General features: G+C 66.9%; 20 protein-coding genes. 8 read left to right on the top strand and 12 right to left on the bottom strand.

All coding sequences use genetic code 11. The features are described from left to right. Window positions 1–2 precede the first annotated feature (2 nt). The 4 genes from AC1MFL_RS09505 to AC1MFL_RS09520 all read right to left on the bottom strand — a co-directional run bounded on the left by AC1MFL_RS09505 (window position 3) and on the right by AC1MFL_RS09520 (window position 1,968). Window positions 3–233: a heavy-metal-associated domain-containing protein gene (locus AC1MFL_RS09505; protein ID WP_479815086.1), complete on the bottom strand. Its 231-nt coding sequence runs from the start codon at window positions 231–233 to the stop codon at window positions 3–5. A 67-nt stretch (window positions 234–300) separates the two neighbouring features. After that, window positions 301–648: a metal-sensitive transcriptional regulator gene (locus AC1MFL_RS09510; RefSeq protein WP_479815087.1), complete on the bottom strand. Its 348-nt coding sequence runs from the start codon at window positions 646–648 to the stop codon at window positions 301–303. Between the two features lie 226 nt (window positions 649–874). After that, entirely contained in the window at window positions 875–1,432 is a 558-nt protein-coding gene (locus AC1MFL_RS09515) for a DinB family protein (protein ID WP_479815089.1), read from the bottom strand. Between the two features lie 23 nt (window positions 1,433–1,455). Then, on the bottom strand, window positions 1,456–1,968 hold the full coding sequence (locus tag AC1MFL_RS09520; protein WP_479815091.1) for a universal stress protein: 513 nt from the start codon (window positions 1,966–1,968) through the stop codon (window positions 1,456–1,458). Window positions 1,969–2,113: 145 nt separating this feature from the next. Between AC1MFL_RS09520 and AC1MFL_RS09525 the strand changes: the two genes are divergently transcribed. From AC1MFL_RS09525 to AC1MFL_RS09560, 8 genes are all read left to right on the top strand, one after another. Beyond that, window positions 2,114–2,314, top strand: coding sequence for a hypothetical protein (locus AC1MFL_RS09525; RefSeq protein ID WP_479815093.1), 201 nt, complete (start codon window positions 2,114–2,116; stop codon window positions 2,312–2,314). Between the two features lie 59 nt (window positions 2,315–2,373). After that, window positions 2,374–3,522, top strand: a complete 1,149-nt coding sequence (locus AC1MFL_RS09530; protein WP_479815412.1) for a WD40/YVTN/BNR-like repeat-containing protein — start codon at window positions 2,374–2,376, stop codon at window positions 3,520–3,522. A gap of 6 nt (window positions 3,523–3,528) precedes the next feature. Continuing rightward, window positions 3,529–3,816, top strand: a complete 288-nt coding sequence (locus AC1MFL_RS09535; protein WP_479815095.1) for a MoaD/ThiS family protein — start codon at window positions 3,529–3,531, stop codon at window positions 3,814–3,816. Between the two features lie 143 nt (window positions 3,817–3,959). Then, window positions 3,960–4,742, top strand: a complete 783-nt coding sequence (locus AC1MFL_RS09540; protein ID WP_479815096.1) for an ABC transporter ATP-binding protein — start codon at window positions 3,960–3,962, stop codon at window positions 4,740–4,742. After that, on the top strand, window positions 4,729–5,439 hold the full coding sequence (locus AC1MFL_RS09545; RefSeq protein WP_479815098.1) for an ABC transporter ATP-binding protein: 711 nt from the start codon (window positions 4,729–4,731) through the stop codon (window positions 5,437–5,439). The genes AC1MFL_RS09540 and AC1MFL_RS09545 overlap by 14 nt, the downstream gene beginning before the upstream one ends. Window positions 5,440–5,445: 6 nt before the next feature. Further along, window positions 5,446–6,327 (top strand): branched-chain amino acid ABC transporter permease, encoded by an 882-nt coding sequence (locus AC1MFL_RS09550; RefSeq protein ID WP_479815100.1) that lies wholly within the window; start codon window positions 5,446–5,448, stop codon window positions 6,325–6,327. A 56-nt stretch (window positions 6,328–6,383) separates the two neighbouring features. Next, the gene (locus AC1MFL_RS09555) at window positions 6,384–7,400 is read left to right on the top strand and encodes a branched-chain amino acid ABC transporter permease (RefSeq protein WP_479815102.1); all 1,017 of its coding nucleotides are present in this window, start codon (window positions 6,384–6,386) and stop codon (window positions 7,398–7,400) included. Continuing rightward, entirely contained in the window at window positions 7,397–8,653 is a 1,257-nt protein-coding gene (locus AC1MFL_RS09560) for an ABC transporter substrate-binding protein (protein ID WP_479815104.1), read from the top strand. Before AC1MFL_RS09555 ends, AC1MFL_RS09560 begins: the two co-directional genes overlap by 4 nt. 122 nt (window positions 8,654–8,775) lie before the next feature. Here the strand turns inward: AC1MFL_RS09560 and AC1MFL_RS09565 are convergent, their stop codons facing one another. The 8 genes from AC1MFL_RS09565 to AC1MFL_RS09600 all read right to left on the bottom strand — a co-directional run bounded on the left by AC1MFL_RS09565 (window position 8,776) and on the right by AC1MFL_RS09600 (window position 17,158). After that, entirely contained in the window at window positions 8,776–9,396 is a 621-nt protein-coding gene (locus AC1MFL_RS09565; protein WP_479815106.1) for a PadR family transcriptional regulator, read from the bottom strand. Between the two features lie 64 nt (window positions 9,397–9,460). Then, window positions 9,461–10,873, bottom strand: coding sequence for a vanillate/3-O-methylgallate O-demethylase (gene ligM / locus AC1MFL_RS09570; protein WP_479815107.1), 1,413 nt, complete (start codon window positions 10,871–10,873; stop codon window positions 9,461–9,463). Between the two features lie 174 nt (window positions 10,874–11,047). After that, on the bottom strand, window positions 11,048–11,944 hold the full coding sequence (locus AC1MFL_RS09575) for a methylenetetrahydrofolate reductase (protein WP_479815109.1): 897 nt from the start codon (window positions 11,942–11,944) through the stop codon (window positions 11,048–11,050). Between the two features lie 99 nt (window positions 11,945–12,043). Continuing rightward, window positions 12,044–13,537: an aldehyde dehydrogenase family protein gene (locus tag AC1MFL_RS09580; protein WP_479815111.1), complete on the bottom strand. Its 1,494-nt coding sequence runs from the start codon at window positions 13,535–13,537 to the stop codon at window positions 12,044–12,046. Further along, window positions 13,537–14,625 (bottom strand): VOC family protein, encoded by a 1,089-nt coding sequence (locus tag AC1MFL_RS09585; protein ID WP_479815113.1) that lies wholly within the window; start codon window positions 14,623–14,625, stop codon window positions 13,537–13,539. Before AC1MFL_RS09585 ends, AC1MFL_RS09580 begins: the two co-directional genes overlap by 1 nt. Before the next feature lie 28 nt (window positions 14,626–14,653). Further along, on the bottom strand, window positions 14,654–15,733 hold the full coding sequence (locus AC1MFL_RS09590) for a 4-oxalomesaconate tautomerase (RefSeq protein ID WP_479815115.1): 1,080 nt from the start codon (window positions 15,731–15,733) through the stop codon (window positions 14,654–14,656). Further along, a complete protein-coding gene (locus tag AC1MFL_RS09595) occupies window positions 15,720–16,430 on the bottom strand; it encodes a 4-carboxy-4-hydroxy-2-oxoadipate aldolase/oxaloacetate decarboxylase (RefSeq protein WP_479815116.1) in 711 nt (236 codons plus the stop codon). The genes AC1MFL_RS09590 and AC1MFL_RS09595 overlap by 14 nt, the downstream gene beginning before the upstream one ends. Continuing rightward, on the bottom strand, window positions 16,427–17,158 hold the full coding sequence (locus AC1MFL_RS09600; RefSeq protein ID WP_479815118.1) for a PIG-L deacetylase family protein: 732 nt from the start codon (window positions 17,156–17,158) through the stop codon (window positions 16,427–16,429). Before AC1MFL_RS09600 ends, AC1MFL_RS09595 begins: the two co-directional genes overlap by 4 nt. Window positions 17,159–17,318 lie beyond the last annotated feature (160 nt).

Below are 17,318 nucleotides of genomic sequence, written 5' to 3' on the forward strand. Positions count from 1 at the left end.
GCTCAGGCCTCGTTGGCAACGACCAGGTAGCCGGCTTCGGCGACGGCCTCGCCGATCTCGGAGCTGGACAGGGCCCCGGCGGAGGTGATCGTGACAGTGGAGATGCCGCCGGAGTTAAGGTCGACGTCGACGCTCTCAACGCCGGCCAGCGCCTCGAGCTCTTCGCTGACGGATGACACGCAGTGGCCGCAGGTCATGCCTGAAACGTTGACGGTGGTGGAAACGGTGCTCATGGCTGGCTCCTTGTGGGTGGGCTGCTGGTGGTTCATCAGCCCGGATGGGTAGTGAGTGGTGTTGCCGCTACCGCAGCAGGCGCCCGATGGCATCGGTGGCCTCCTTGACCTTGAAGTCGATGGCTTCGGCCCGCAGCTGGGGGTCCGGTTCGGAGGCGGCGCCGACGACGCAATGGCCGATGTGCTCCTCCACCAGTCCAAGGCTGACGGCATGCAGTGCTTTCGTGACGGCTGCGACCTGGGTAAGGATGTCGATGCAGTACTTGTCCTCATCGACCATCCGGGCGATGCCGCGCACCTGGCCCTCGATCCGTTTGAGCCGCCGCAGATAGGCCTCCTTGTTGGAGGAATAGCCGTGCTGTTGGTGCAGCTCGGTGTCCGCGGGTGCCACGACGGGGGCTTCACGCTCGTTCATGAATCCAAACCTATACCCCCTAGGGGTATCACGCAAGTACCCCTCGGGGGTATCTCCGCGGGGCAGCCCCCATGGACCTCCGGACACAAAAAAGCTCCGGAGTGCGTTATTGGGGGATACGCACTCCGGAGCAGTCTTTGGGTGGGCGGTCCATCCTCCGCCTACAAATTCAAGCTTACTGGGCGGTAGGCGCAGAAAGCCAGCACCCCGAATAACTACTTTCGCTTTACTTTCGGGGACGCCGCGAAGCCCCGGGATCCGCGTCCAGGAAAAGCTGGGCGGCGTGGAAATCAAAGTGCGCCACGGGGTATGCATAGACGTCCGCCAGGGTCATCGTTTCTTTGAAGAACGGGTCCCAGCGGGTCGGGAAGGACATGCGGAGGGCGAGGCCGGCTTCGGGCTCCCGGCGCAACCGCAGCGCCAGTGCCGCTGTCACCCGGCGCAGCTTGGCGGCCATCCTGCGCCGGTTGAAGATGCGGGCGCCCCCCTTGGAGCCCCAGAAGTTGATGACGTCGAACGGAGCCGTTCCGGCGTTCAGGAGCCACGCGAAACCGCGGTTGACCGGGACGGGCAGCCGTCCGAAGACCCGCACCAGGGGCAGCAGTGCCAGCACCACAACATACCCGAACACCATGTGGTAGAGCAGTTCCTCGTTGCTCCAGCAGGTGCCCGCGCTGCGGTGCCGCAGTGCCGCGGGCGACAGGCCCGCCAGGGTCGCTTCGAGCTCTGCGCAATTGCGCCGGTATTCGGCTACAACAAAGTCACGCTCAAGCGGCACGGCCACGCCGGCCTCCGGCCGGGAACCTGTCAGGTGCCATGTTGTGTCCGGTGATGGACTGCCGCCCGGACCGGAACGATCAGGATCGGATGGTCCTGATGGTGGCTGAGCCACGCGGCCACTGAACCGTTGAGGGCGGCGGAGACGCGGTGGCCCAGGCCGGGTTCCGGGGTCCCGACGATGATGATTGCGGCACCGACCTCCGCTGCCAGCCGGCCAAGTGCCCGGGCCGGGTCCCCCGCCAGCGTCCGCAGGGTCCAGTGCACACCCAGGGGCTCGCAGGCGGCGCTGATGTTGTTCCGCAATTCCTGGGTCACGGCCCGGATTTCGGCGTTGTCCGTGTCCGGGTGCAGTGAGAGCCGGTGCGCGGACCGCGCCGGATCCCACTCCACGAGGTAGCTTGCCTCATCCACATGGGCGCAGATCAGGGGGGAGTCGATTTGCCTTGCCAGAGAGGCGGCAGTGCGCAGCACTTCGGGGCTCTGCCCGGGGAGCACGCCGACCACGAGGGGCGGCGGACCACTCGTGCTCTCGGGGGACATACCCTATTGTGGCCCGCGGTCCGCGGCCTGAACAGGGACTTACTCCCCGGTCTTTCGCTGCCCCGGATGCCGCCAGAGCCACGCGGCCCTTGAAGCCCTTCGGTGCGGGGCCTAACGTTGAAGAACAGAGGAAAGGGTGACCGCCGTGGAAATCTTCATGTGGTGGCTGGATCTTGATCTGGCGAGCAAGGAGTGGCTGCGGGAGAACCTGCGCGCGGCCGAGCTGCCGCTGCCCGTGCTGCAGGGCATTGCTGAAGCCGGAGGCCCGCACCCGGACGCTGTTTCCGGAGTGCTGAGCGGTGATGATTGGGACTTCATCGAAACCCAGTCCGAATTCGTGGACTGATTCATCCGGGGCAACCAACAGGCCGAAAACCGTTGCGGCCATCCTGCTGCGGTGGTTCCATAGGGGGCATGGCAACCGCAGAGAGTTATGTCCTGGCGATCGGCACCAAAAAAGGTCTCTGGCTGGCGACGAGCCCGGACCGCAGAGACTGGTCCCTTTCCGGCCCGCACTTCCTGATGAGCGAAGTCCCCAGTATCGGCATCGACACCCGCGACGGCCGGACCCGGATCCTGGTCGGCGTCCGGTCCGAGCACTGGGGCCCCACGGTGTTCCACTCCGATGACCTGGGCGAAACATGGAATGAGCCGGAACAGGGCGCCATCCGCTTCCCGGAGGGCACGGATGCTGCGTTGGAGCGCGTCTGGCAGATCCATCCCGACGCCGAGTCCCGTCCCGGCGTCGTCTGGGCCGGCTGTGAGCCGATCTCGGTCTGGAAGTCCACCGACGGCGGCGAGCACTTCGAGCTCAACCGTGGGCTCTGGGACCATCCGCACCGCGGCGAATGGGGCGCCGGCTACGGCGGGGCAGCAGCGCACTCCATCGTTGTCGACCAGACCGGCGAGAAGGTGCATGTTGCCATGAGCACCGGAGGTGTGTACCGCTCGCTCGACGGCGGCAGCTCCTGGGAGCCGCGGAACAAGGGAATTTCTGCCTACTTCATGCCCGACCCCAACCCGGAATTTGGCCAGTGTGTGCACAAGATCGCGGCCGATGCCGCCGTCGACGGCCGCCTCTACGCGCAGAACCACCACGGCGTCTATCGCAGTGACGACGACGCCGAGAACTGGGAATCGATTGCGGAGGGCCTGCCGGCGGACTTCGGCTTCGTGATGCTCACGCACCCCCGCCGGGCCGGCACTGCCTGGGTGATCCCGCTCAAGGCGGACGGCGAAAGGATCCCGCCGGAGGGCAGGCTCGCGGTTCACCGGACGGACGACGCCGGCGCGAGCTGGAAGCGCCTGGACGACGGGCTGCCTGCGTCAGATTTCAACTCTGTGCTTCGGGATGCGGCCTGCGTCGACGCGGCAGAACCGGCCGGGGTGTACTTCGGCACGCGGGGCGGCAGCGTCTACGCCAGCGCCGATGAGGGTGAACACTTCGCCGAAGTGGCCTCGCACCTGCCGGACGTGCTGTGCGTGCGGGCCGCGGCCGTCCCTACCGCTTTCGCGACCGGTCCCGAGCGGGCCGGCGCCGCTGTGAACGCCTGAGGCCCCGTGACCGGGATCAGTGTGGTGTTGCCCAGCGTGCTCCAGCCGCTGGCCGGCGGGCAGCCCTGTCTGACTGCGCCCGCAGATGCGGCGGTGACGGTGGAGGGGGTGCTGGACCTGGTGACCGGGGAATATCCGGCCCTGTCGAGGCGGTTGCGGGATGAGACCGGGGCGATCCGGCGCTACGTGAATATATACGTCAACGGGCATGAGATCCGCCGTTTGCAGGGACTTGCCACCGAGGTGTCCCCTGGCCAGGAGGTCCTGATCATCCAGTCCGTCGCGGGAGGCTAGGCGCTGCCCGCCGCCTCTCTCCAGAGTCCAGCACGGCCCGATTCAAATCGTTGACAATTTCGTCTCCGATCCGTACCGTCGGTCTCGGGCGGTCGTGACCGATCGCGTCGTTTCCTAGCAATGATGCGACAGGAAGGTACGGGGTGGCCGCAAGCCTGAGCCTGAAGGACGTGAACCTGCACTTCGGTGGCGTCAAGGTGCTGCAGGACGTGAGCTTCGACGTCGAGCCGGGTGTCATCCTGGGCCTGGTCGGTCCCAACGGGGCCGGAAAAACGTCGCTATTTAACTGCATCAGCGGTCACTACAAGCCGAGCTCCGGGTCGATCACCATCAACGGCAAAGAGGTGCTGGGGAGCGCTCCGTCCCGCCTTGCACGCCTCGGCCTGGCGCGCACCTTCCAGCACCCGGCCCTCCAACTGAACGCCACCGTCCTGCAGAATGTGCTCCTCGGGGGGCACATCCGGCTCCCCGGCGGCCCCGTTTCCTGGGCGCTCCGGCTGCCGTATACAGCGCGGGCCGAGCGCGCCATCCGTGCGGAAGCGCTCGAACTCCTCGACCACGCAGGTCTCGGCTGGGCGGCAGCACTCCCGGCCGATGAACTCTCGCATGGCCTTCACAAGGGTATTGAGCTGTGGCGAGCCCTGCTCTCCAAGCCGGCACTGCTGCTGCTCGATGAGCCCGCAGCGGGACTATCGCATGGCGAGGTCCAGCAACTCATCGCAACAGTGAAACGGATCCGCGCCGAGCAGGACATCACGATCATCATCGTGGAGCACCACATGGGACTCATCTCGGCCCTCACCGACCAGGTCGTCGTGCTCGACCACGGCCGCAAGCTCATGGCCGGCACCGCAGCCGAGGCGCAGTCCGATCCGCGCGTGATCGAGGCCTACATCGGGAAGGACTCCGAGGATGACGCTGCTTGAACTGGCCGACGTGACCGCGTCCTACGGGCCCATACAGGTGCTCGACGGGGTATCGATCAGTGTCCCCGAGGGCGGTTCCGTAGGCATCCTGGGCGCGAACGGGGCGGGCAAGACCACCACCCTGCGCGCGATCAGCGGCACGGTGCGCACCGGGGGGCGGATCACGTTCGACGGACGCGACATCCGGGGTTTACGCTCCGACCAGGTGGCCGCCCTGGGAATCGCCCACGTCCCGGAGGGCCGCGGAACCCTCGGCCAGCTCAGCGTACGGGAGAACCTGCTGGTGGGCGCTTACCTTCGCAAGGGCAGGAAGGCGATTTCCGCGGACGTCGACTACTGCCTGGACCTGTTCCCGCAACTCCAGGACCGTGTGGGCTCGCGGGCAGCGGCACTGTCCGGCGGTGAGCAGCAGATGCTCGCTGTGGCCCGGGCGTTCATGGCCAAGCCCAAGCTGTTGCTGCTTGACGAAGCGTCCCTCGGGCTGGCACCCAGCACGGCCAAGACCGTTTACGATGCGATCCGCCGGCTCCGGCGCGAATCGGGCATCGCCATGGTGGTGGTCGAGCAGAACGCAAACCTCGCATTCTCGCTCGTCGACACGGCAACCGTGCTCGAAACGGGCCGGAACGTGCTGACCGGTTCCTCGGCCGAGCTCAAGGGCATGGACGAAATCCGCCGCGCCTACCTGGGGGGTTGAACGCGGATGGGCACCTTCATCCAACTCGTGGTCGACGGACTCTCCACCGGCTCCATCTATGCGGCCCTGGCCCTCGCGATCGTGCTCGTGAACCAGGCGACCGGTCTGATCAACTTCGCCCAGGGCGGCCTGGCCGTGCTGTCCAGCTACATTGCCTACGTCTTCGTCCGGCTGGGCCTGCCGCTTCTCCTCGCAATCGTCATTGCGGTGGTGCTGTCGTTCTTCATCGGTGCGCTGGTGGAGCGATTCCTGGTCCGCCGGTTCGAGCGGGGCGATCCTGACACGGCCGTCGTGGTGACGGTCGGCTTACTCACCCTTGTCACGGGCCTCTGCGCAGTACTTTGGGGTTATAACAACCTTGGATTCCCGTCCCTGTTCCCGCTGACCAGCGTGGAAATCCTCGGCGCCGTGGTGAGTGTCCGATCACTGGCCACCACGGTGACGATCGTCGTGATCATGGTGGTCCTGCAACTGCTGTTCCTCCGCACCAAGCTCGGGCTCGCGCTCCGCGCGGTGGCAGACAACCCGGCTTCTGCCGCGTTCTCGGGGCTTCCGGTGGGGCGGCTGCTCATGGTCGGCTGGGGGCTTGCGGCGACCCTCGGGGCAATCGCCGGCGTCCTCGTCGCTCCGCAGCTGACGCTGACCCCGGGCATGCTCGACACGGCGCTGGTCTACGCACTCGCCGCCGTCATCCTCGGTGGCCTGAGCAGCCCGATCGGCTGTGTCGTGGCCGCTTCGGCGATCGGTGTGCTTGAAAACCTGGTGGCCGTTTACGTGCCCTTCATCGGTCATGACCTCAAGATCGCCGTGCCGTTTGTGTTGATCTTCGTCATCCTTGTCCTTCGTCCCCAGGGCCTGTTCGGGAGAAAGGTTGTGGTGAGGGTCTGATGGGTACCGTATCGTCCGCTCTATGCAGCAGACCGGCGCGAATCGCCCTCACTGTGGTGGTCGCCATTGCACTGATCGCTGCCCCGCTTCTCCTTCCGGCATTTGCCAACCAGACGCTGGTGCGCATTGGTGTCTACGCCGTCGCGGTGTTGGGGCTGAACATCATCATGGGCTACACCGGACAGGTCAACCTCGGGCAGATCTTCTTCGTCGGGCTCGGCGCCTACGTCACCGCCTATGGCGTCAACCACGGCTGGAACATCATGGTGGTGTTTGTCGCGTCCTGCGTGATCGCCGGCATAGTCGGGCTGCTCGTGGCGCTCGCTGCTGCCCGGCTCGGCGGCCTGGCGATCGCGATGGTCACCATCGCGCTGCCGATCGTCGGCGTCCCGCTGGCCAAGCGCCTCTCAGAATTCACGGGCGGCTCGCAGGGCATCTCGGCCCGCTTCTCGGACGCGCCCGACTGGTCGGGCCTTTACAACGACCAGTGGCAGTTCTACATCGTGTTGCTGGTGACTGCCGCCGCGTTCCTGTTGGCCCGAAGCCTCGTGCAGGGCAAATACGGGCGGGCGTTCGGGGTGGTCCGCGAGAACGAAGCTGTCGCGGCCTCGATGGGCGTCTCGCCGTACCGCACCAAGGTGCTCGCATTCACCATCGCCTCGATGTTCGGCGGGGCGAGCGGCTTCCTCTACCTCGCGGCCGTGCAGTACACCTCGCCCGAGACCCTCAGCTTCGGCCACTCCATCAGCCTCCTTGCTGCGATGGTCATCGGCGGCGCCGGAAGCATCGCGGGCTCGCTCATCGGCGGCGCCTACTACGTCTTCGTTCCGCAACTCACGAACGCGATCGATCCAAGCTTTACCACTCTCAGCCAGGGCGCGATCCTCCTCGCGGTGCTGTTCGTGCTGCCCGAAGGACTGGTCAGCCTACCGCGAGTGATCCGTCGGCTCGGCCGTCGGCGGACCGACCGCCCCACACCCGGGAATCCCCCGCAGACCGCTCCTGCGCATCATCCGGTTCCGGAAGCCGCGCGGGAGGGACTCGAAAACACAGAGAGGCAAGATCGACCATGAAGATTAGAACAAAGCCAGGCGGGGTCCTTGGCATCGTCGCGATGGCATCGATCGTCGCGCTCTCCCTCTCAGGTTGCACCCGCGGCGGCTCGGGGCAGGGCGGCGGCTCGGGGGCTTCCCCCGGCATTACCGACACTTCGATCACCCTCGGCATCACCACTCCACTCAGCGGCGCGACCGCCGGCCCCGGAACCTGCACTGTCGCAGGCGTCTCGGCCTACTTCGGCGCCGTGAACGCGGCGGGTGGCGTGAAGTTCGGCGACGGCAAGACGCGCACCGTCACCATCAAGTCCTACGACGACGCCTACGATCCGCAGAAATCGCTGGCGAACTTCCAGCAGATGGTGTCCGACAATGTCTTCGCCGCCACGGCCGGTCTCGGCACCCCGACCAACCGTGCCTACCGTGACGCCGCCATCAGCGAAAAGTTCCCGCAGGTGCTCGTGATGACCGGCGATCCTCTCTTCAGCGATCAGAAGCAGAGCCCCTGGCAGCTGGGGTTCGTGCCGATCTACCAGAATGAGGGGGCCGCCTTCGGCAAACTGCTCGCTGCCTCGAAGGACCAGCACAAGGTTGCCCTCCTGTCCCAGAACGACGATTACGGAAAGGGCTACGTTTCGGGCTTCAAGGAGGCCATCAAGGACGCCAGCAACATTTCGGTGGTGGGAGAACAGACGTACGAGGCCACCGACACCTCGGTGGACGCGCAGCTCACCCAGCTCGCCTCCTCAGGGGCGGACGTCTTCTTCAACGCAATGTCGGTCACCCCGCTCACGATCGCCTCGCTGCAGAAGGCGCAGCAGATCGGCTGGAAGCCCAGCTGGTTCCTGCCGTCCAACACCTCGAGTCCTACGGCGATCCTTGAGCCGGGCGGTGCGGCTGCCTACCCGGGCATCTACTCGGTGTCGTTCGCCAAGGCGCCGCAGAGCCCGGCGTTCGCCAAGGATCCCGATGTCGTGAAGTTCCTCTCGGAACTCAAGCAGTACGGCAACTACCCGGACATGCCGGCGTTCCCGCACTGCATGTGGAGCTACATGGTGGGAGCCACGCTTGAGCAGGCATTCAAGAACATGACCAGTCCGACCAGGGACAGCTTCATGACGGCCTTGCGGAGCATCAAGGGGCTGCAGGCACCTCTGATGCTGTCGGGGACCTCGATCGACACCACAGTCGACGGTCAGCCCGCCGTATCGTCGGTCATCGTCCAGAAGTACAACGGAAAGGGATACGCGACGGCCGAGAACTTCGGGTAACCGCCTGCCTGGCCTGACCGCATCCCGCTGCCGTCCCGGACCAGGGGCCGGGACGGCAGCGGGATGGAAGGCGAACCGGGCGGATGCAGGCAGGTGCAGCTCCGCCTGGGCGGTGACGGACGCTACACGCGGGCGGCGCTGGGATCAGGCGTCACTGCGCCGGCGGCTTCCAGTTCATCGATGAGCTTGAGTCCGCGCTGGGCCCAGGAAATCTCGACCCGGGCCCGGTCAACCAGGCCCTCATAAGTAAACCGCTTGAACGCGATCGTCCGTTCGCGGTCCTGGGGTTCTGTGACCGCGAGGCGCCGCACCAGCATCGGGTTGGACACTTCGGCGATCCGAAGGAGTTCACCCTCCCACTGCGCCAGCTCGCGCTCCCACTGCGCGATGTGCCGGCGGAGGAACTCCCGGGCCGCCTCGGGAGATGTCGCTTCCAGGTAGGCGGCCCGCAGGTGGGCCGGATCGCGGACGCGCGCGTACTCCAGGGGTGCCTGCATCCAGGCGAGGAACGCCCGGTCGCCGGCGTCGGTCACGTGATAAACGCGCCTGGTGGCGCGCTGGCCCCGCGGTTGCTCTTCGCCCTCGATGAGCTTTTCGGCCTCCATTTTGCGCAGCTCGGGGTAGATCTGGGAGTCGGGGGCATGCCACACGTGCCCCACCGACAAGGAGAATTCTTTCTGCAGTTCGTAGCCGGAGAGCGGGCCCACACGCAGCAACGCAAGCAGCGCATATCGAAGGCTCATGCGGTACTCCTTGGCTGGCTGGAGGGACAAGGGGGCGCCGCCCCTTTGTACCGAGGTTCCCAGCCTAGGCCGACTGGTAGTTGGTCCGCCACCCGCCCTGGTAGGTGGCGCGTGCGACGGTCGAGTACGGTACGGGGCTGACGACGGCGCGCACCTCGGTCTGCAAGTGCGGCTCGACGGCGGCCTTGGCGGTTCCGCCGTTCGGCTCTCCCCACACGACCCTCAGTTCGGTTCCTTCGGGAACATTGGCGTCGATCGTCGCGAGCGAGAGTGCCCGCCGCTCGTTGGCGCTGTAGCCGGTGAACATCGAGTAGCCCACGACCGTTCCGTCGGCGTCGACGACGGAGTCGTAATTCGCCGATCCGTAGTTCGCCAGCGGCAGGTCGAAGAACTTGTAGCTCGGGCCTTCGACATTGAACAGCGACGCGAAGATCGAGGTGACATCCCCGCCGTCCCAAGCCAGGGTGACCTTCTTGCGCTGCGAGGCAGGATCGACCCGCTCCAGGGCGTCGCGGCCGATGAAGTCGTGGTCGAATTTCACGAACGAACCGTAACCGAGCTCCCAAGGGGTCAGGTAGTAGTCCTCGATGTTCCCGGAGACAAATGACCCGGCGAGGGTTCCGGTCGCCTCGTACCCGTCGGCGGGCAGCCATTCGCGGTAGCCGCGTTCCGCTTCGCCGGTGTAAATTGCAGGCAGCGGGGAGGGAATCCAGCCGGATTCGAGGGTGTTGGACGGATAGGCGCGCGAGCCGACAGGAACCAGCCCGAACTCTGCGCCGGCTGCTACGATCGCATCGCGGATGCGGCCATGGTCCGCGTACGGGCCCCAGATTTCGAGACCTGGTGCGCCCGCCATGCCGTGGCGGAGGGTGCGGACGGTCGTCCCGTCGATCGTCATGGTTGACATGTTGAAGAACTTCAACTGCTCCAGCTTGCCCCCGTTGAGTTTTTCGATCACCTGCCAGGCGTTCGGGCCCTGGATCTGGAAGCGGTAATACTGCCGCGTGACCTGCTGGCCGTAGGGGCGTGACGGCGAACGTCGGTCCACCGTGATGTCCAGGTTTCCATAGCCGCCGGTCTCGCCGTGGTAGAGCAGCCAGTTCGCTGCCGGGGCACGTCCCACGTAGACGTACTCATCCTCCGCCTCGCGGAAGAGGATGCCGTCGCCGATGACGTGCCCGGACTCGGTCGTGGGCACATACTGCTTCGCCTTGTTCACCGGGAACACCGCGGTGGAATTGATCGCCGTGGCTGTAATCAGCTTGATCGCATCGGAGCCCTTCATGAACAGATTGTCCATGTGGTGGGACTGGTCGTAAAGCACCGCGGTCTGGCGCCAGGCCGTCTGCTCCTTGATCCAGTTCTGGAAGTCCGCCGGAACCACAGGGTAGATATACGAGCCGATCTGCGAGTTGCGGAGGAGGTCTACTGCGCCTCGGGACGAGTCGAGGACTTCCTGCAGATTCTTGGGTGCCACGTTGAACCTCTGTTCTGTCGGTGCCCCAGGCCGAAGCCTGCGGCGTGGGATCGGTTGGGTCAGAAAACGATCGTCTGGATGCCATGCCGGATGACCCGGCCCCCGGCATGCCGCTGGACGATCAGGCAGGACTGGTCCTTCTGCGCCTCGGTGTGCAGTGCCATCGCCGGCGCCTCAGCCTTGCTCGGCGACGAACTGCCGGACCCACTCCGCCGTCGCGAGCAGGCCGCCGAAGGTATAGAAGTGCAGGCCGACCCGCCCTCCGATGTGCGGTTGGGAACCGGAGGTACGTTCGGCAAGTACGGCGGCAAGATCATTGACGAACCGGTCCGGCCCCGCATCGCCCATCAGGTTCGTCAGCGAGAAGCCGTACTTCTTCACGATCATTGCGTTGGCGCCGACGCCGAAGCGGCGGGCAAAGCCAAGGAGCCGTTTGATGCCGGCCGGCCCGGGCGTGCCGACACGGATCGGGGCGTTGATGCCCCTGGCCCGTACCGCATCGATCCAGTCGGCCACGGGATCGGTATCGAACGCGAACTGGGTGAGGATGGCGGCGCCAAGGCCCTGCTCGGCGAGAGCCGCGGTCTTGTCCTCCAGAGCGTGCCAGAGGGCGTCGTTCGGGATGTCTGGATGACCCTCCGGATACCCGCCGATGCCGACCTCGCGCACGCCGAACTGCTGCAGGATGCCACTGCGGATGATCTCCAGCGAGTCCTCGTACGGTCCCTCCGGCGTGGCAGGGTCACCACCGACGGCGAAAACGTGCTCCGAGGCACCAACCTCCTGGAGGCGTCCGAGGAACTCCTCCAACTGCGCCCTGGACTTCAAACGGCGGGCGGAGATGTGCGGGACCGGAACGAAGCCGAGGTCGCGGGCCGTCCTGGCAGCGGCGACCCGCATCTCCAGGTCCTCATTGCCGAGGAAGGTGACGTTGATCCGTGTGCCGGGAGGGATGCGGTCTTTTGCCTCCTTGAGGGAGGCGATGTCCTTGCCGGTCATTTCGAGGGAGAAATCGTGGATGAGTTCCAGGGATGCTGCCCGGTTTACAGCGGGCGTGATTCGAGTCGCCATCGGGGAGTCCTTTCGGTGGGTGCGACGGTGCGCCCACCCCTGACGTTACCTATGTACATAGGGACTGTCCATAGGTATGAGGGAAGTGGGCGCACCCAGTCAGCCCGCCGCCGGGTCCTGGGGCACGAGGTGGGCGATCGAGCGGGTGTCCTGGAACGCCCGGACGCCCTCGATGCCCTGTTCCCTGCCCATGCCGGACTGCTTCATGCCGCCGAACGGAGCGCGCAGGTCGAGCCGCGTGGCGCCGTGGTCATTGACCCAGACATAGCCACAGACCAGCTGTCCGCCCACGCGGTCCGCCGTCCCGGGGTCGGCAGTCCATACCGAGCCGCAGAGCCCCGCCCAGGTGGAGTTCGCGGCCCGGACCGCCTCGTCCTCGGTGTCGAACGGGATGAGCGGGATGACCGGCCCGAACTGCTCCTGGGTGACGACGCGGAGTGACGGGTCGGGGTCGATCACCAGTGCCGGGCGCAGGAAGTTCCCGCCACGCAGGGCGGGGTCCGTCGGCAGCGCTCCAAACTCCCTGACGTCGGCGCCCGCTGCCTTCGCCTCCTCGATGATCTCGGTCACGAAGGCCTTCTGCACCGGTGAGTGCAGGGGCCCCATGGTGGTGCCCTCGTCCAGCCCGTAGCCGATCACGGCTTGCTCGAGCCGGCCCGACAGCCCCGCGACGACCTCGTCCAGGCGCGAACGGTGCACGTAGATCCGCTTCGCGTTCATGCAGATCTGGCCGGTGGTGTCGAAGATCGCCGCGTACAGGCGGTCGAGGTGCGTGTCGTCGAGGATGGCGTCCTCCAGCACGACGGCGGCATCGTTTCCGCCGAGTTCCAGCGTCACCCTGGTCAGCGACTTGGCGGCCATCTCCATGATGCGCTTGCCGCCGGCGACGCTGCCGGTAAAGCAGACCTTTGCGACGTCGGGGCCCGTGATGAGGGCGGCCATGTCGGCGTCCCTGCCCGTCACGACATTCAGCACGCCGGGCGGCAGTTTCTCCGCGATCCTCTGCACCACCCGGGCTGTTGCGAGCGGAGCCGTGGGCGGGGGCTTCACGATGGCGGTGTTGCCGGCCAGCAGCGCGTGCGGCAGTGAGGCCGCGAGGATCGCGATGGGCCAGTTGAACGGCACGATGACCGTCACGACGCCGAGCGGCTGGAACGCGACAGTGGTGGACACGGGGATTCCCGGCGCCGGCGGGAGCACCTTGGTGGCGTCCACCTCGTCGGCCAGCGCGAGGGCGAGGTTCCAGCGGATCTCAAAGACCAGGGAGTCCACCCATGACTCCATCCGGATCTTCCCGTTCTCCTGGGACAGGATGGCGGCGTCCTCGTCACGGAACTCGGCGATGCCCTCCAGTGCCACGCGCATCTGTTCCGCACGCTCCTGCGCGCTCAGCGCGGACCATCCCGGGTATGCGGCCTTCGCCGCCGCAATTGCGTCCTCGACGTCGCCGGGGCCCGCCGCGGCGGCGTGCCCGACCGTCACGCCGGGTTTTCCGGGGTCCACGATTTCCAGGGTCGAGGCGGCCTGGCGTTCGGTCCCCCCGATATACAGTCCGGTCGTCACCGGCGTCGACGTCTCTGTTTCGTTGGTCATTACTTCGCACCTCTCTGTGCAGTACTGCCGGATACGTTCATTTCGCCGGTGGCCCCAGCGGCCACGTTCGGCGTTCCGTGGGTGTGGAAGGTCTCGATCGTTTTCATGCCCCACGCCTGCCCTTTTTTGCGCTCCTCCTGGGTCCATTCCACCACCGGTGAGTCAGGATCGAGCAGCAGGCGGGCCCCGGCATTGGCGAGTTCGATGCGGTTGCCGCCCGGCTCCCAGACATAGAGGAAAAACGTCTGGTTGATGGCATGTTTGTGCGGGCCCGACTCGATGTGGATGCCGTTCTCGAGGAAGATGTCGGCGGCCTTGAGGATGTCCTCGCGGGTGTCGGGCGCGAAAGCGACGTGGTGCAGCCGGTTGCCGTGCTTCAGCCAGTCATCCGAGTACACGAGGTCGTAGGACTTGGTGTTAAAGTGGAACCACCAGGCGGCATAGCCGCCGTCGTCGAGCTTGATGCGCTCGCTCTCGCGTCCCCGGAGCGCCTTCGCCACGAACTCGCCGTTGGCCACCACATCCCTGGCAAGAAAGTTGATGTGATCCAGCCGCCTGGCGTTCACACCGCGGCCGGGAAAAGCGGACGCCTGGTTCTTCAGGGCGGGCTTGTCGTCTGTGGCAACATAGCGCTCCGTTTCGTAGTAGATCGCCAGGTCGTGCCCGTCGGGGTCGCGGAACGCGTAGGCAGGGCCCGTGCCCACCTCGCCGTCCACCCAGCCGACGCCGAGCCCGGTGGCCTCGATCGCCGCGACCCGGCGCTCAAGCGCCTCCTGGCTCGTCGCCCGGAACGAGGTCCGCCCGACGCCGGCGTCGGCCGACTCGGTGAGCTTCAGCGTGTACAGCTGGTATTCGTCCCACGTCCGCAGGTACACGGATTTCCCCCTGGCGGTCTCCTTCCCGGCTGTTTTCCCCCCGGTTGTCTCCTCTCCGGCCGGTTCTTCCCCGGCTTCGCCGGATCCGCCGGTTTCCGCGACGACGCGCATGGCGAGCAGGTCGCGGAAGAACCACAGGCTCTTGTCGAAGGTGGGGGTCAGTAGCTCCACGTTCCCCAGATGGGCGACGTCGAACGAGGTGTACTCGGTCATGGAACTGTCCTCTCGTGCGGGGTGGGTGTCACAGGCGGGGACGCGGGAAGACGCGGCCCTCGAAGATCTTCCGCGCCGTGCGGAGGGCTGCCGAGCGGGTGACGGTGAAACCGTCCGGGGACGGCTTCACCCCGACCTCAACGTCGAAATGGCCGGTGGGGTGCTCGATGCGGAAGGGCGCCCCCGGCGGAGGCAGCACCGCGAGGTCATGGCCGACCGACCCGTCCGCCAGTACTCCTGCGGCGACTGTGAGGGCCCCCAGCACGCCGATCGAAGTGTGCACGCGCAGGGGCAGGAAGCTGCGCGTGGCAATGACACCGCCCTCCCGGGGAGCGGCCAGCAGCACAAGCTTCGGCACGGTCGCGCCGCTGACATCCCCCATGCCCATCAACCCGGCGGCGCCCAGGCGGAGCCCGGCCAGGCGGCCCGCCAGCCCGGCGTCCGACTCGAGGTCGGCAGGGGATTCGTGGCCGGTGAGCCCAAGGTCGGCGGCACGCAGCAGCACGCTCGGCATTCCGTTGTCGACGCACGTCACGTCCACGTCCGTGACGCGGTCCAGTACCCTGCCCGACGGAAACAGCGCCCCCGTCGAGGAGCCCGCGGTGCCCTCGAAGTTCAGCTCGATGGCACCCGCCGTTCCGGGAACGCCGTCGATCGCAAGGTCGCCGTCGTAGTCCACCACGCCGCCGGGTGTGGCGAACCGAGCCGTGGCAATACTGCCGGTGTTGACCATCCGGATGCGGACTTCCGTGTGGTCGCCGCCGGCCCGCACGAGCCCGCGCTCGACGGCGAACGGCCCCACTCCGGCCAGGATGTTGCCGCAGTTCTGCCGGCTGGTCACGAACGCGGTGTCGACGCCCAGCTGCAGGAACAGATAGTCGACGTCGGCGCCGTCGTTGGGGGACGGCGAGATGACCGCGACCTTGCTCGTGAGCGGGTGCGCGCCGCCCAGCCCGTCGATCTGCCGGGGATCGGGGGTGCCCATGATCCGCAGCAGCAGCTCGTCGCGTTCACCGGGATCCGCCGGCAGCTCGGACGCGAGGAAGAAGGCCCCCTTGGAGGTGCCGCCGCGCATGAAAAGGCAGGGGATGCCCTCAACCGGGGCCATGGCCGGCCTCGTACTCCGCCGCGCTCAGGTAGCGCACGCCCAGACCTTCGAGCACCCCGCGGAGGCGGTTCCGGTCCAGGCTCAGCTCGCCGGCGAGGTAGGCCGCGCGTGACTCCGCTTCTTTCGCGACCCTTGCGTCGGCGGCCGCAAGTGCGGTCCGCACGCCGCGGCGCGGCACGCACAGCACACCGTCGTCGTCGGCCACGATCGCGTCGCCCGGGCAGACGACGGCGCCGCCGACAGTGATCGGCACATTCACTGAGCCGGCCGTGGCCTTGACCGTGCCCTGGGCGTTGACCGCGGCCGACCAGGCGGGAAAGCCCATCGCACGCAGCTCGGCGACGTCGCGGACCCCGCCGGTTGTCACGAGCCCGCGCACCCCGCGGTGCTGCAGCGCCGTCGCGAACAGTTCGCCGAACGAGCCGTCCAGCGAGGGCGAGGTGGTTGTCACCACCAGCACATCGCCCTCGCGGCACTGTTCGACGGCCGCGTGGATCATGAGATTGTCCCCCGGCCAGCAGAGCACGGTGACGGCCGATCCGGCAATCCGGACCCCGTCCTGGATGGGCCGGAGCGAGGCGCCCACGAGGCCGCTGCGGCCCATCGCCTCGTGCACGGTCGCTACCCCGTGCGCGGCGAGAGCATCGATGGACGAGGCGTCCGCCCGCTCGACATCGGTGACCACGACGGTCCTCACTCGAGGACCTCGGTGACCTGGGGGTAAAAGCGCATGTAGGCCTCGCCCTTGGTGTCGACGGGCAGTCCGAGATTCGGCCCGGCATTGCGCTTGACCTGCACCCCCCGGCGCACGGCGAGCGAGGTGTAGTAGTCCCACATGTGCTGCTGGGCGGGCAGGCACTTCATCGCCCGCTGTTTGGCGGGAAAGGCGGAGGTGATATCGAGCAGGACATCGGGCTTGAAGTCGCACTGCTCGGGCTGGTGCGGCTCGAAGAAGAACACCGGCGGTGCGCCGAGCACCTCGCCCGGGGCGTCGTAGCCGATCGCCTGGGCCAGGATTCTGGCCTCGATCGCCAGCCTGGCGGCTGCGGGGTGGTCGCCGTTGTAAGGGTCCAGCAGCGGATGGGTCAGCACGACGGTGGGCTGCACGCGGCGGTAGATCCGCACGAGCATATCGAGGAGTTCCCGGCTCGGGAGGAGCGGGTAGTCGCCCGCATCGAGGAATTCGACTTCCGCCCCGAGGGCTGCGGCGGCGGCCTCGGCCTCCCCGCGCCGGAGCGCCTTGATCTCGTCCAGCGTCTTCCCGGCCAGCCACTGGCTGGCGGACTCGCCGCGCTCGCCGTAGGAGAGGCAGACGACGACGGCGCGGTCGCCGCGCGCGGTGGCGGCAGCAATCGCCCCGCCGGCACGCCAGACGAAATCGCCCGCATGCGCGCTGACGACGAGGACAGTGCCTCCGTTGCCCATGATGAGGTCCTTCCCGGATCGCTCCCGCATCCTCGACGTACATTCCCGACACAGCCCGGCACCCGCGGACAATGCCAGAGAACCACGCTCTGGCACTCCGGTCAAGGCATCGGCTACAATTTTGTCACCAATCGCGAACTGAATGCTCCTGCGGCGATTT

This window comes from Arthrobacter sp. BG3 (assembly GCF_056680185.1).